General features: G+C 61.7%; 13 protein-coding genes. 10 read left to right on the top strand and 3 right to left on the bottom strand.

Features of this window, described 5'->3' with window-relative positions; all coding sequences use genetic code 11:
• Window positions 1–202 precede the first annotated feature (202 nt).
• The 4 genes from AB4O09_RS12925 to AB4O09_RS12910 all read left to right on the top strand — a co-directional run bounded on the left by AB4O09_RS12925 (window position 203) and on the right by AB4O09_RS12910 (window position 2,857).
• Complete coding sequence (locus AB4O09_RS12925) at window positions 203–1,258, top strand: DNA topoisomerase IB (RefSeq protein ID WP_305440827.1); 1,056 nt, start codon at window positions 203–205, stop codon at window positions 1,256–1,258.
• Between the two features lie 118 nt (window positions 1,259–1,376).
• Window positions 1,377–1,940, top strand: a complete 564-nt coding sequence (locus AB4O09_RS12920) for an ATP-dependent Clp protease proteolytic subunit (RefSeq protein ID WP_003203029.1) — start codon at window positions 1,377–1,379, stop codon at window positions 1,938–1,940.
• A 125-nt stretch (window positions 1,941–2,065) separates the two neighbouring features.
• A complete protein-coding gene (locus tag AB4O09_RS12915) occupies window positions 2,066–2,245 on the top strand; it encodes a con-10 family general stress protein (protein WP_053162905.1) in 180 nt (59 codons plus the stop codon).
• Window positions 2,246–2,386: 141 nt separating this feature from the next.
• Entirely contained in the window at window positions 2,387–2,857 is a 471-nt protein-coding gene (locus tag AB4O09_RS12910) for an arsenate reductase ArsC (RefSeq protein ID WP_013693623.1), read from the top strand.
• Window positions 2,858–2,861: 4 nt separating this feature from the next.
• Here the strand turns inward: AB4O09_RS12910 and AB4O09_RS12905 are convergent, their stop codons facing one another.
• Window positions 2,862–3,395: a DUF3087 family protein gene (locus AB4O09_RS12905; protein ID WP_003203035.1), complete on the bottom strand. Its 534-nt coding sequence runs from the start codon at window positions 3,393–3,395 to the stop codon at window positions 2,862–2,864.
• A 217-nt stretch (window positions 3,396–3,612) separates the two neighbouring features.
• Here AB4O09_RS12905 and ppnN point away from each other — a divergent pair, with 217 nt between their 5' ends.
• A complete protein-coding gene (gene ppnN / locus AB4O09_RS12900; protein ID WP_003203037.1) occupies window positions 3,613–4,986 on the top strand; it encodes a nucleotide 5'-monophosphate nucleosidase PpnN in 1,374 nt (457 codons plus the stop codon).
• Between the two features lie 147 nt (window positions 4,987–5,133).
• Here the strand turns inward: ppnN and AB4O09_RS12895 are convergent, their stop codons facing one another.
• Complete coding sequence (locus tag AB4O09_RS12895; protein ID WP_060614280.1) at window positions 5,134–5,793, bottom strand: HAD-IA family hydrolase; 660 nt, start codon at window positions 5,791–5,793, stop codon at window positions 5,134–5,136.
• A 222-nt stretch (window positions 5,794–6,015) separates the two neighbouring features.
• Entirely contained in the window at window positions 6,016–7,362 is a 1,347-nt protein-coding gene (locus tag AB4O09_RS12890; protein WP_152644396.1) for an MATE family efflux transporter, read from the bottom strand.
• A 194-nt stretch (window positions 7,363–7,556) separates the two neighbouring features.
• Here AB4O09_RS12890 and AB4O09_RS12885 point away from each other — a divergent pair, with 194 nt between their 5' ends.
• The 5 genes from AB4O09_RS12885 to AB4O09_RS12865 are packed head-to-tail and all read left to right on the top strand — an operon-like array spanning window position 7,557 to window position 13,396.
• Window positions 7,557–8,882, top strand: a complete 1,326-nt coding sequence (locus AB4O09_RS12885; RefSeq protein ID WP_373557727.1) for a methyl-accepting chemotaxis protein — start codon at window positions 7,557–7,559, stop codon at window positions 8,880–8,882.
• Window positions 8,883–8,893: 11 nt separating this feature from the next.
• A complete protein-coding gene (locus AB4O09_RS12880; protein WP_003203044.1) occupies window positions 8,894–9,262 on the top strand; it encodes a response regulator in 369 nt (122 codons plus the stop codon).
• Window positions 9,263–9,277: 15 nt separating this feature from the next.
• A complete protein-coding gene (locus AB4O09_RS12875; RefSeq protein WP_003203046.1) occupies window positions 9,278–9,562 on the top strand; it encodes an STAS domain-containing protein in 285 nt (94 codons plus the stop codon).
• A 39-nt stretch (window positions 9,563–9,601) separates the two neighbouring features.
• Complete coding sequence (locus tag AB4O09_RS12870; RefSeq protein ID WP_013693626.1) at window positions 9,602–11,704, top strand: chemotaxis protein CheA; 2,103 nt, start codon at window positions 9,602–9,604, stop codon at window positions 11,702–11,704.
• A 33-nt stretch (window positions 11,705–11,737) separates the two neighbouring features.
• Window positions 11,738–13,396: a methyl-accepting chemotaxis protein gene (locus AB4O09_RS12865; protein ID WP_060613948.1), complete on the top strand. Its 1,659-nt coding sequence runs from the start codon at window positions 11,738–11,740 to the stop codon at window positions 13,394–13,396.
• The last annotated feature ends 3 nt before the right edge of the window (window positions 13,397–13,399 follow it).

Below are 13,399 nucleotides of genomic sequence, written 5' to 3'. Positions count from 1 at the left end.
CCGAGGCGATGCTATCGCGGGCAAGCCTTGCTCCCACAGGTTTGCTCCCACAGGTTTGCTCCTGCTGGTTTGCTCCTGCTGGTTTACTCCTGCTGGTTTGCTCCCACAGGTTTTGCGGCAACCTTAGAATCTTGGCACGACGGCAACAGCCTGCGGTCAATGAATTCACAGGCCACCGGATTCGCTGCCAAGGACTCTTTTCATGCCCGATACCCTGCCGCCGGATTCACTGCCGGCCGACCTGCATTATGTCGATGACACGGCCCCGGGCATCACCCGCAAAAAGCAGCGGGGCAAATTCTGTTATTTCGACCCGCAGGGCCAGCGCATCACCGACGCAGCCGAGATTCAGCGCATCAATGCCCTGGCGGTGCCGCCGGCCTACACCGATGTCTGGATCTGCACCGACCCGCGCGGCCATCTCCAGGCCACCGGGCGCGATGCCCGCGGGCGCAAGCAGTACCGCTACCATGCGCGCTGGCGTGAGGTCCGTGATGCGGACAAGTATTCGCGGATGCTGGAATTCGGACGGGCCCTGCCGCGCTTGCGCAAACGCCTGGAGGAGATCCTCGCCACGCCCGGGTTCAGCCGCGACAAAGTCATGGCCACGGTCATCACCCTGCTGGACGTGACCCTGATCCGCGTCGGCAACAGCCAATACGCCCGGGACAATCGCTCCTACGGCCTGACGACCCTGCGCGACAAACATGTCGAGATCAACGGCAGCGCCATCGCCTTCCAGTTCCGTGGCAAGAGCGGCATCGAGCACCAGATCACCGTAAAGGATCGGCGCCTGGCGCGGATCATCAAGCGTTGCCAGGAGATCCCCGGGCAGAACCTGTTCCAGTACCTGGACGAACACGGCGAGCGCCACGCCATCAGTTCTTCGGACATCAACGCCTACCTCAAGACCCTCACTGGCGCTGACTTCACCGCCAAGGACTACCGCACCTGGGCCGGCAGCGCAGCCGCTCTGGCCGGGTTGCGGACGCTGCGCTGGGAAACCGAGAGCGAGGCCAAAAGACACGTCGCCGAGATGGTCAGGCAAGTCGCCCGACAGCTGGGCAACACGCCGACCGTCTGTCGCAAGTGCTACATTCATCCTGCGGTGGTGGAAGGTTTCCTGCTCGGTGCCCTGACCCAGTTGCCCAAACCCCGGGCACGCAAAGGCCTCAGCGAAGAAGAAGCCGGGCTGACGCTGTTTCTGCAGCGCATGACGCAAGCCGCCCAGAAATGCGAACAGCAGCAACCGGCTTGATGCGCTCACCAGCAGCCAGCCACGGATGAGGAACATCCGCAGACCGCTGGACTCCCAACTGTACGGCACAGCCGATCCGCAGGCACTTCAAAAAGGGTGAAGTCGACAGGAGTTTCAGATGTCCGAACACATTGTCCATTTTCATTGCCAGATCGATCAGGGAACCACCGAACGCTTTCGCGATAACTGCCTGGAGGCCATTGAGAAAGGCGCCGACTCGCTGATGCTCAATCTCTCCACAGTCGGTGGCAGTACCAACTTCGGTTTCACCCTCTACACCTTCATCAAGTCCCTTCCGGTACCGGTACGTGCGGTGAACGCCGGCAACATCGAGTCGATGGGCATCGTCATGTACCTGGCCGCCAGCGACCGCACCACCACCCCGCATTCGCGTTTCCTGATTCATCCGATGAACTGGTATTTCGGCCAGAAATCCGTGGACCACTCACGCTTGCGCGAGTACCTGTCCAGCCTGGACAACGACGTGGCGCGCTACGTGGAAATCTACGTCAAGGAAACCGCTGGCGCGGCGACGCAGTTGGATATCTTCAAATGCCTGTGCGCCGAAGAGCGGGTGATCCCGGCGGAAAACTCCCTGGCTTTCGGCATTGCCCATCGGGTCGAGCAAGTGATTTTCCCCACGGATGCCAAGCATTGGAAAGTCAGCGGTGGCGAGGATTAGAAGTGAAGACTGAGGGCTGACCATTCGTCGCCAGCAAGCGGTTTTTTTTAAACTTCCCTCAGCCATTTTCTTTCCCAACTAATGCGAGGCACGTTGCTCGCTCAACCAAAATGAGGATTCTCGAAATGGCCAGTAGCGGAAACAAAAACCCAGGCAACTTCGCCAATGATCGTGAAAAAGCATCGGAAGCCGGCAAGAAAGGCGGACAAGCGTCGGGCGGCAACGTTGCCAACGATCGGCAAAAAGGCACTGGAGCCGGTAACAAAGGTAGCGAACGCAACCAAGGCGGCGGCAGAAAATCGTAACCACCCAAATCGTTGGGGCGCAGACGTACTGCGCCCCGGCGCTATCCGCTCTTCCCCTCGCCACAAATACGAAATTCCATATATTCGATTGTCCGCATATACTCCGGCGCAGCCCAACCTTGCGCTTATCGGAGCCGATCGATGAAAGTCCTCTTCATGTGCACAGCCAACAGTTGCCGCAGCATTCTCAGCGAAGCGATGTTCAACCATCTGGCCCCAGCCGGGTTCGAGGCCGTCAGCGCCGGCAGTTTCCCCAAGGGCCACGTGCTCCCGCGCAGCCTGAGCACCTTGCAAGAAGCCGGTATCAGCGTCCAAGGCTTGCGCAGCAAGGGTTACGACGCGCTCGAGGGCAGCCCGCCGGACATCGTCATCACCGTGTGCGACAGCGCCGCTCGCGATGCTTGCCCGGTGTACTTCGGCCCCGCCATCAAGGCCCACTGGGGCCTGGTCGATCCATCGACCGTCAGAGGCAACGACGATCAGATCGGCCAAGCCTTCCATTCCACCCTGGATCGTATCGAAACCCGCTGCCGGGCGTTTTTCGCCCTGCCCTTCGACCAGCTCGATGCCCAGGCCCTGAAAGCCGAGCTCGACCGCATCGGCACCCTCTGACCGATCAACCTGCGCGATAGGCCTGCTTCACCGTCTCGATCCAGCTCGGGTCCAGGCGCGATTGTTCGGGGTCCAGGCCCAGCGCCTGCATCTTCGCCAGGTGCGCCTCGGCCTCTCGCGCCAGGGAGCCCTGGGCGCTGGAGTTGGCGTCCAGCTGATGCATCTGGGCCAGTCCCAGGTGATAGAAGCGCAGCAGTTTCATGGCGGTGGGGTCCTGGGCCTGCACCCCGGCGGTCACCTGGTGCATCACGTTGGTGATTTTCATCAGACTGCGCTTGAGCTGCCAACCGTACACGGCGGCGGCCATCCACGGCTGCGACCAGAAATACAGGCGCATCAGCGCAGCCATCGCCAGCACCGCGACAATCACCCCGCCGAGATTGAAACGAAAGTTATCGCCTCCGGGCGTGCCCAGCAGCATCACGGCCAGGCTGGATAGCAGCATCGCCAGGGCCAGGAACACCACCGCGATGATCAGGGTGCTGCGGCGAGTCTGCTTGCGGTACGTGTCGCCATCCCACGGTTTGATCTCGAACATCGCGGTGCAATTTCCTTGTACGGCATCAAAAGAGTCACGCATTATCGCCTGCCCGGTCGATTTAGCTATGCTGGAGCTCATTTTGTAGCGCAACCGACTCGCCGGGTCCGGACCAAAGTCCATGGCGATAGCGCAAGGATCGTGCGATCTTTCTGCGTGGACGTTTTTTTCAAGATGCCGTCGTTGTGTGCATGGCATCGTTTTCAAGGAAAGCTGAATGACTCAAAGACATGTAATCAACGCCTCGGTAAGCCCCAAGGGCAGCCTGGAGACCTTGTCCCAGCGCGAAGTCCAGCAACTGAGCGAAGCCGGTTCCGGCAGTATCTATACCCTCTTCCGCCAGTGCGCCCTGGCCATCCTCAACACCGGCGCCCATGTTGATAACGCCAAGACCATCCTGGAAGCCTACAAGGACTTCGAGATCCGTATTCACCAGCAGGACCGGGGCGTGCGCCTGGAGCTGCTGAACGCGCCGGCCGACGCCTTCGTCGACGGCGAAATGATCGCCAGCACCCGGGAAATGCTGTTCAGCGCCCTGCGCGACATCGTCTACACCGAGAACGAGCTGGACAGCCAGCGCATCGACCTCAGCTCGTCCCAGGGCATCAGCGACTACGTGTTCCATCTGCTGCGCAACGCCCGCACCTTGCGTCCAGGCGTGGAGCCGAAAATCGTCGTGTGCTGGGGCGGTCACTCGATCAACACCGAAGAATACAAATACACCAAGAAGGTCGGCCACGAACTGGGCCTGCGCAGCCTGGACATCTGCACCGGTTGCGGCCCTGGCGTGATGAAAGGCCCGATGAAAGGCGCCACCATTGCCCATGCCAAGCAGCGTATCCATGGCGGTCGCTACCTGGGCCTGACGGAACCGGGCATCATCGCCGCCGAGGCGCCGAACCCGATCGTCAATGAGCTGGTGATCCTGCCGGACATCGAGAAACGCCTCGAGGCTTTCGTGCGTGTCGGTCACGGCATCATCATCTTCCCGGGCGGCGCCGGTACGGCGGAAGAGTTCCTGTACCTGCTGGGCATCCTTATGCACCCGGCCAACCAGGACCTGCCGTTCCCGGTGGTTCTCACCGGGCCGAAAAGCGCCGCGCCGTACCTCGATCAGTTGCATGCGTTTGTCGGTGCAACCCTGGGTGAGGAGGCGCAGAAGCACTATCAGATCATCATCGACGACCCGGCCGAAGTGGCGCGGCAGATGACCCAGGGGCTCAAGGAGGTCAAGCAGTTCCGCCGCGAGCGCAACGACGCCTTCCACTTCAACTGGCTGCTGAAGATCGACGAGGGCTTCCAGCGCCCGTTCGACCCGACCCACGCCAACATGGCTAGCCTGGGCCTGAGCCGCGACCTGCCCGCCCACGAACTGGCCGCCAATCTGCGCCGGGCGTTCTCGGGGATCGTGGCCGGTAACGTCAAGGACAAGGGCATCCGCCTGATCGAAGAACACGGCCCGTACGAAATCCACGGCGACGCCGCCATCATGGAACCCCTCGACCGCCTGCTCCAGGCCTTCGTCGCCCAGCACCGCATGAAACTGCCAGGCGGCGCGGCGTATGTGCCGTGCTATCGCGTGGTGACCTGACCGGTTCAAAGACCACAGCAGATCCAATGTGGGAGCAAAGCTTGCTCGCGATAGCGGTTTAAAGGCCCAACAGAGATATTGCCTGTGATGAGGCTATCGCGAGCAAGCTTTGCTCCCACAGGCGCGCTCCCACAGGGGATTGTGTGATTACTGAATCCGCATCAGCCCGGCTTCATCCACTTCAATACCAAGCCCAAGGTAATCCTTGATCTGCGGATGAAGGGTGACCACCGGGTGCGTATGCGTCGCCGTTACCACCAGCACATCCGCCTCGGCCGCCTCGCCTGCCCGGATGCCCGCCTCGGCGTCTTCAAAGACCAGGCATTCTTGCGGTGCCACTTGCAAGCGTTCGGCCGCCAGGCGATAGCAGGCGGGGTTGGGCTTGCCATCGCTGACGTCTTCGGCCGTGACCATGACCAAAGGGCGTGGAATTCCGGCGGCTTCCATACGGCGCAAGGCCAATGCCATCGGCGCTGAGGTGACGATTGCCCAGCGCTCTGGCGGCAGGCTTTTCAGAAAGGCCTGCGCACCGGGCACCTGCACCACCCCTTCGACGTCTTCGATTTCCTCCCGGGTAATCTGCTCGGCCCCGGCCTGGGCATCCACCCCTGGCAGGTGCTGGCGGGCGATGGTGTCGATGGCGCGCACGCCATGGATCGTCGGCAGGAACGTCGCCACGTCCACGCCATGACGCACGGCCCAGCGCGTCCAGATCCGCTCGGCGGCGGCGATGGAGTTGAGCAATGTGCCGTCCATGTCGAACAGGAAGGCGCGATAGGCAATGTGGGTGGGGAGACTGGCAGACATCGGATCCTCGGTGGCGGCGTGGCGGGTGATGGCCACTGTAACATCGCCAGAACCCAATCCTCTGTGGAAGCGAGCCTGTGGGAGCAAAGCTTGCTCGCGATAGCGGTTTTAAAGCCAACAGGGGCGTTGTATGTGATGAGGTCATCGCGAGCAAGCTTTGCTCCCACAGGCTGACCCACTGCTGACCCAAAGGGGATTTGTGTTGTGTCAGAAAGCTCTGTTCTACACCAGCCGCTCGATCGGCTGATGCTGCCACACCCGTTTGTAGTACAGCGTCTGCAACAGCAGCATACTCAAGTAGGCCACCGGGAACGCCATCCACACCCCTTGCAGCCCGAAGCGAGCGTCCAGCAGATACGCCGCTGGCACTTGCACGGCGACGATGCAGAAGATCGAGATGGCGACCGGCACCAGCACCGTGCCGCTGGCGCGCATGATGCCGCCGACGATCGCCTGGAAGCCGAACACCAACAGGCTCCAGAGCATGATGTGCAGCAGGTGTTCGGCCTGGACCCGTGCCGCCGGGTCGGTGATGAACAACCCCAGCAGCCAGTGGGACAACAGATAGCCCAGGACCACCAGCCCCCCCGTAAGCCAGAGGTTGATCAACAGCCCCGTGCGCAGGATCGGCCCCAGGCGCTCCAGGCGTCCGGCACCGATGGCCTGGGCGCCGAGGATCGAGGCGGTGATGGCGATCGACAGCGCCGGAAACTGCACGTAGTTGACGATCTGCGTCACCGCGCCATAGGCCGCCGTGGCCTGGGAACCATGGCTATTGACCAGCGTCAGGATGACCAACTCCGACAACGAGATCACCACCATCTGCAACCCTGTGGGCAAGCCAATGCGCAGCACTTTGCCAAGGATCTCCGTGTCCAGGCGCATCGCCGCGAACAACGCCCGGTCCGGTGCCAGGGCATGCTCGCGACGGTTCAGGCGCCATGCCAGCATGGCCATGGCCGAGGCCGTCCCCACCAACCCCGCCAGCGCCGCGCTCTGGATGCCCATCGGCGGCAACCCCAGCCAACCACGAATCAATACGGGCGTAAGCAGCAGCCCGACACTGGTGGAGATCAGCAGCGCCAGCATCGGTGAGACCGTATCGCTCACCCCGCGCAGCAGTTGAGTGAACAGCACAAATACCAGCAACATCGGCAGGATCCACATCATGACTCGGGCATAGGAAACGGCATCCTCCAGCACATCGGCCGGCGTGCCGAGCCCCTGCAACGCCTGACGCGCAAAAACACTGCCGAGCACCGCCGCCGTCAGGCCGATGATCGCCCCCAGCAACAACGTCGAACCGGCAATCGCCTTCACCGTGCCGGTTTCTCCGGCACCGTAGGCCTGCCCGATCAACACCCCCGCCCCCGCCCCGAGGCCAATTACCAATGCGATAAAGAAAAACACGATGGGAAACATGCCCGACACCGCCGCCAAGGCCTGGGTACCGAGCATCTGGCCGATGTAGATGCTATTGAACGTGCCAGACATGGACTGCAGGAAGTTGGACAGGACCATGGGGGCCAGGAACAGAAGATAGGTTTTCCAGAGGGGCTGGGTGGGCATGGGGGCTCTGATGGCAGGTTCGAAATCCAATGCGGGGTAATTTAGCGCAATCCATTCAGTCTGTTTCAGAAGAATCAACCGGAGAGCACTCTTGAGGGTTCTATGTTGCGGCTTATACCTTCGTCGGGTGCATTCGACATTTCACAGACAGCGTCTAATCTGAAGTAGCACAGTGCCACGTACTGTGTAGGCCAATGCCTATGCAATACCGGTATCGGACAGCCGGTCTTAAAGTCCGAGTAGAGGTCGCAGATAACCAGTTATTCGCAAATAACCTGTTAGAAACTCTGTTCAAGGACCGAACCATGACGTCGTACCCACACGGTCATTCCTTCGCCCAACCACCTCGCATCCTCTGGAACACAGTGCTCGTCGCTTTTGTTGCTGCCGTTGGCGTCGTACTGCTCAACGGTCCAAGTGTTCAAAACATCATCCTGGCTGTTGCCCTCCTGGCCGTTGGCGTCGGTGCTGGCGTATGGGGTGCGCGTTCGCAACGTCAGCAGTTCGACCGCGCCATCGCCGCCGCCATGGCCCGCCACGACCTGCAAGCCAGCGAGCACCTGGCCCATAAAACCAGCGAGCAACTCAACGAAGTCATTCTCGGTGCGATGCCGATCTGGGCCAAGCAGGTCGAAAGCTCCAGGCAGCAGACCGAAACCGCAATCGTCTCGCTGACCAGCCGCTTTACCGGCATTTCTTCGCGCCTGGAAGAGACCGTGCAAGCCTCGCAACTGGCCGCCGGTGAGTTGGCCGGCAGCAGCAGTGGCGGTGCCGTACAGGTGCTGGCCCAGAGCGAAAGTGAACTGGTCAAGGTCATCGATTCCCTGAAGGCCACCCAGGCCAGCCGCGATGAAACCCTGGCCCAGGTGCGTAACCTGACCGCCTATACCGGCGAGCTGCGGACCATGGCCGCCGATGTCGCGGCGATTGCCGCACAGACCAACCTGCTGGCCCTCAACGCCGCCATCGAAGCCGCCCGTGCCGGCGAGGCCGGGCGTGGGTTTGCCGTGGTGGCCGACGCCGTGCGCAGTCTCTCGAGCAAATCCAGCGAGACCGGCCAGCAGATGTCGGCCAAGGTCGACATCATCAACAACGCCATCACCCAACTGGTGCATGCCGCGTCCAGCGGCGCGGACCAGGACAGCCATTCGGTCAGTGCCTCCGAGCAAAGCATCCAGCAGGTGCTGGAGCGCTTCAAGAGTGTCACCGGCAGCTTGGCCGACTCGGCCGACATGCTGCAGCGCGAGAGCTTCGGCATCCGCGATGAACTCACCGAGGTGCTGGTCAGCCTGCAATTCCAGGATCGGGTCAGCCAGATCCTCAGCCACGTGCGCGACAACATCGAGGACCTGCATGTGCACATGCAGCAGGCCAGCCAGTCGCCCGAACAGGCTGTTTCCATCGACGCCCGCCAATGGCTGGCGCGCATGGAAACCACTTACGCCACCGACGAGCAACGCCGTAATCACCACGGCGACTCGGGCGCGCAACAGACTTCACAGGAAATTACCTTCTTTTAGGAGCGCCGTTCATGGCTAAAAGTGTATTGGTTGTCGACGACTCCGCGAGCGTTCGACAGGTGGTCGGCATCGCGTTGAAAAGTGCCGGCTATGACGTGATCGAAGCCAGCGATGGCAAGGACGCGCTGGGCAAGCTCAATGGCCAGAAAGTGCACCTGATCATCAGTGACGTGAACATGCCCAACATGGACGGCATCACCTTCGTCAAGGAGGTCAAGAAGCTGGCCAGCTACAAGTTCACGCCGATCATCATGCTCACCACCGAATCCCAGGAATCGAAGAAGCAGGAAGGCCAGGCCGCCGGAGCCAAGGCCTGGGTGGTCAAGCCGTTCCAGCCGGCGCAGATGCTGGCGGCGGTATCCAAGCTGATTCTTCCTTGATAGCCGGAGGCTCCCATGCCGTGGCAATACGAGACACACGATGACACCGCCCAGGTGCACATCGACGGCGAGCTGACGATCTACACCGCCGCCGACCTGGCCGCGCAATGGTTGCCGCACCTGGGCGCAACACCGCGAATGGCCCTCGATCTGTCGCAGATCACCGAGATGGACGGCGCCGGCCTGCAACTGCTGCTGATGGTACAGCGCGAGGCCGCCAAGGCCGGCACCCAACTGACATTGACGGGCCAAAGCAAGGCCGTCACGGAAACACTTGCCCTGTGCAACCTGGTTGCCTAGGGCTGTTGCAATACGTCGGACACGACAAAGGATATGAGCGTGAGCATCAATCTCGATCAGGCACAACAGACCTTCATCGTCGAGGCACGGGAACAGTTGCAGGCGATGGAAGAGTCGCTGCTGCAACTGGAAACCGACCCCGGCGACGATGACGCCATTGGCGCGATCTTCCGGGCGGCGCACACGATCAAGGGCTCGGCCGGGCTGTTCGGCCTGGAACCGATCGTCAGCTTCACCCATATCGTCGAAGACGTGCTCGATCGCCTGCGCAATGGCAGCGTCGAGGTGGACGCCGGCCTGATCGCGGTGCTGCTCAAGTCCAGCGATCACATGCTGGAACTGATCAACGTGGCCGCCAACCAGGGCGGAGCGCTGCCGCCACCGGCCCTGCAGCGGGAAGTGGAGCTGTGCCAGATCCTGCAGGAGTACCAGGCGCCCTCGCCCGCTGCGGCCCCGACATCTACCCCTGAAATCAACACCAGCGAACCCGGCGAAACGCGCCTCTGGCACATCTCCCTGCGCTTCGGCCAGGACGTGTTCCGCAACGGCATGGACCCGCTGTCGTTCCTGCGCTATCTGCAAACCCTGGGTGAAATCGTCGACCTCACCACCTTGACCGACGCCCTGCCCGCCGCCGATGCCTGGGACGCCGAATCCTGCTACCTGGGCTTCGACATCGAGTTTCGCTCGGCCGCCAGCCACGGCGCGATCAACGAAGTATTCGACTTCGTCCGGGAAGACTGCGTGATCGAGATCGTTGCCCTGGATAACGACATCGCCCCCCAGGCCAACACCGGCCTGGTTGCCACGTCGCCGGAACAGGTCGAGGAAAACACCGCCCTGGTCACCACCGGCGAGTTGTTGTCCGACCAACGCAAGACGCCGCGCGTGCCTGCCCAGATCGCCAGCGACAAACAAGCGGTGACCAGCGACAGCAAGGCCAAGGACGGCACCTACGTGCGGGTCAATGCCGACAAGCTCGACGAACTGATCAACCTGGTGGGCGAACTGGTCATCGCCAGCGCCGGGGCCAGCCTGCTGGCCCGCACCTGCAACAACGATCCGTTGCAGGAGTCCACCTCGACGGTGTCGTCACTGGTGGAGGAAATCCTCGACGGCGCCCTGCGCCTGCGCATGATCCCCATCGGCGAAACCTTCAACCGCTTCCGTCGGGTGGTGCGCGATGTCAGCCAGGAACTGGGCAAGGAGATCGACCTGATCATCAGCGGTGCGGAGACCGAGCTGGACAAGACCGTGGTGGAAAAAATCGGCGACCCGCTCATGCACTTGCTGCGCAACGCCATGGACCACGGCATTGAAACCGCCGAGGCGCGCCTGGCCGCCGGTAAACCGGCCAAGGGGCACCTGCACCTCAACGCCTATCACGACTCGGGCAGCATCGTGCTGGAAATCGCCGACGACGGCGCCGGCCTGAACCGCGACCGGATCCTGGAAAAAGCCCAGGAACGTGGCCTGGTAACACCGGGCGCGAGCCCGACCGACCAGGAAATCTACAACCTGATTTTCGAACCTGGCTTCTCCACCGCCCAGGCCGTGACCAACCTTTCGGGGCGTGGCGTGGGCATGGACGTGGTCAAGCGCAACATCACCCTGCTGCGCGGCACCGTCGACCTGGACAGCCAGCCTGGCAAGGGCACCGTGGTCCGTATCCGCCTGCCGCTGACCCTGGCAATCATCAATGGTTTTCTGGTGGGCATCGGTCAATCGACCTATGTCATTCCGCTGGATATGGTCCAGGAATGCATCGAGCTGAGCGAAGACGATGGGCTCGCCAGCCGCGAACAAGGCTACCTCGACCTGCGCGGCGAGGTGCTGCCGCTGGTCTACCTGCGCGATCACTTCAGCCACGAAGGCCCGGCCGCGCGCCGGCAGAACGTGGTGGTGGTGCGCTACGCCGAACTCAAGGCCGGGCTGGTGGTGGATGACTTGCTGGGTGAATTCCAGACCGTGATCAAGCCGCTGGGCAAGCTGTTTGGTGCCCTTCGCGGCATCAGTGGCTCGACCATCCTGGGCAGTGGCGCCGTGGCGTTGATTCTCGACGTACCGGCGCTGCTCACCCAGATCGCCCAAGTGGAAAACCGCTACACACCGACTCAATTCCAACAAGCCAACGCTCGCTGATGCTTTAGCAATTCCATGGAGAGGTACTTCCCAATGAAATGGTTCTACGATCTTAGAATCGCCACCAAACTGATCACTTCATTTCTTGTGGTGCTGGCACTGACAGCCGTCATGGGTGTGTTCGCGATCATCCAACTGGGCGAAGTAAACAGCACCACGGTCGAGATCCGGGAAAACTGGATGCCGTCCATGCGTGCCGCCTCGGGCATGCGTTTCTACGGAGCGAACTATCGCCTCAAGGAAAACCGTCACATTACCGCCGACTCCGAACAGGAACGCGTGACTGTCGAGCAAGAAGCGGAAGAAGCCAGGAAGGGTTTTGAAACGCGCCTGGCGACCTATGAAAAATTGCTCTCCAATGCAGAAGACCGTCAACTGTTCGAAACCACCCGCAATGACTGGACCGCTTACCTCGCCGTGAGCAAGGACCTGTTTGCACTGTCCCGGCAAAACCTGACCGAGCAAGCCCACGCACTGCTCAAGGGCGAGTCCAAACGTCAATTCGATCTGGTGACCACTGATCTGCAAAAAATGGTGGAGCTCAATGATGTCGGAGCCGGCAAGGCCAGCGAGCGTGGCGCAGCGCTGTTTGAAAAATCGCGCCTGTCGATCATTGCCGTGCTGATTGCCGCCCTGCTGGTGGGCCTGGGCCTGGCGCTGTTCATCTCGCGCATCATCTCCCGCCCATTGAAACAGGCCGCGGCCGTCGCCGAACAATTGGCCGAAGGCAACTTGAACGCAAAAATCGAGGGCGGGTCCAAGGACGAAACCGGCATGGTGCTCAACGCCATGCAGAACATGGTGGGCAAGCTCTCGCACATCATCGGTGAAGTGCGTAACGCGGCGGACAACCTGGCCAGCGCCTCCGAAGAAGTCAGCGCCACCGCGCAATCGATGAGCCAGGCCACCAGCGAGCAAGCGGCCAGCGTCGAAGAAACCAGTGCCTCCATCGAACAGATGAGCGCCAGCATCAACCAGAACACCGAGAACGCCAAGGTCACCGATGGCATGGCCAGCAAGGCTGCCAAGGAAGCCACCGACGGCGGCGAATCGGTGCAGCAGACCGTGGTGGCGATGAAGAAAATCGCCCAGCGCATCAGCATCATCGACGACATCGCCTACCAGACCAACCTGCTGGCGCTCAACGCCGCCATCGAGGCTGCCCGCGCCGGTGAACACGGCAAAGGCTTCGCGGTGGTCGCCGCCGAAGTGCGCAAGCTGGCCGAACGCAGCCAGGTGGCCGCCCAGGAAATCGGCGAGCTGTCGTCCAGCAGCGTCGACATGGCGGAAAAGGCCGGGAACCTGCTCAACGAGATGGTCCCTTCGATCAACAAGACCTCGGACCTGGTGCAGGAAATCAGCGCCGCCTCCGAAGAACAGGCCGCCGGTGTGGCGCAGATCAACACCGCCATGACCCAGCTCAACCAGGTGACCCAGCAAAACGCCTCCAGCAGCGAAGAGCTGGCCGCCACCGCCGAGGAAATGAGCAGCCAGGCCGAGCAGCTGCAACAGGCCATGAGCTTCTTCACTTTGGACACGCCGCCCAAGTCTGCCGTGCAAGTTGCCCGGGTCGATAACACCCCAGGTTCCTCCGGCCGTAAACCGGCCCGGACTCCGGCACCGGTCATGCCCAAGGCGTTTGCCTACAACATGGCCAGCGCCCCGGACGAATCGGAATTCACCCGGTTCTGATGG

It is taken from the genome of Pseudomonas sp. H1_F01, from assembly GCF_054681425.1.
The sequence above is the reverse complement of the archived record's forward strand: the minus strand, read 5'-3'. Positions and strand labels throughout refer to the sequence as shown.

Excerpts from the sequence above, each read along its gene's own strand:
- AB4O09_RS12895 (WP_060614280.1), bottom strand. The coding sequence starts at position 5,793 with ATGTCTGCCAGTCTCCCCACCCACATTGCCTATCGCGCCTTCCTGTTC.
- AB4O09_RS12890 (WP_152644396.1), bottom strand. The coding sequence starts at position 7,362 with ATGCCCACCCAGCCCCTCTGGAAAACCTATCTTCTGTTCCTGGCCCCC.
- ppnN (WP_003203037.1), top strand. The coding sequence starts at position 3,613 with ATGACTCAAAGACATGTAATCAACGCCTCGGTAAGCCCCAAGGGCAGC.
- AB4O09_RS12925 (WP_305440827.1), top strand. The coding sequence starts at position 203 with ATGCCCGATACCCTGCCGCCGGATTCACTGCCGGCCGACCTGCATTAT.
- AB4O09_RS12905 (WP_003203035.1), bottom strand. The coding sequence starts at position 3,395 with ATGTTCGAGATCAAACCGTGGGATGGCGACACGTACCGCAAGCAGACT.
- AB4O09_RS12880 (WP_003203044.1), top strand. The coding sequence starts at position 8,894 with ATGGCTAAAAGTGTATTGGTTGTCGACGACTCCGCGAGCGTTCGACAG.
- AB4O09_RS12865 (WP_060613948.1), top strand. The coding sequence starts at position 11,738 with ATGAAATGGTTCTACGATCTTAGAATCGCCACCAAACTGATCACTTCA.
- AB4O09_RS12915 (WP_053162905.1), top strand. The coding sequence starts at position 2,066 with ATGGCCAGTAGCGGAAACAAAAACCCAGGCAACTTCGCCAATGATCGT.
- AB4O09_RS12885 (WP_373557727.1), top strand. The coding sequence starts at position 7,557 with ATGCCTATGCAATACCGGTATCGGACAGCCGGTCTTAAAGTCCGAGTA.
- AB4O09_RS12920 (WP_003203029.1), top strand. The coding sequence starts at position 1,377 with ATGTCCGAACACATTGTCCATTTTCATTGCCAGATCGATCAGGGAACC.
- AB4O09_RS12910 (WP_013693623.1), top strand. The coding sequence starts at position 2,387 with ATGAAAGTCCTCTTCATGTGCACAGCCAACAGTTGCCGCAGCATTCTC.
- AB4O09_RS12875 (WP_003203046.1), top strand. The coding sequence starts at position 9,278 with ATGCCGTGGCAATACGAGACACACGATGACACCGCCCAGGTGCACATC.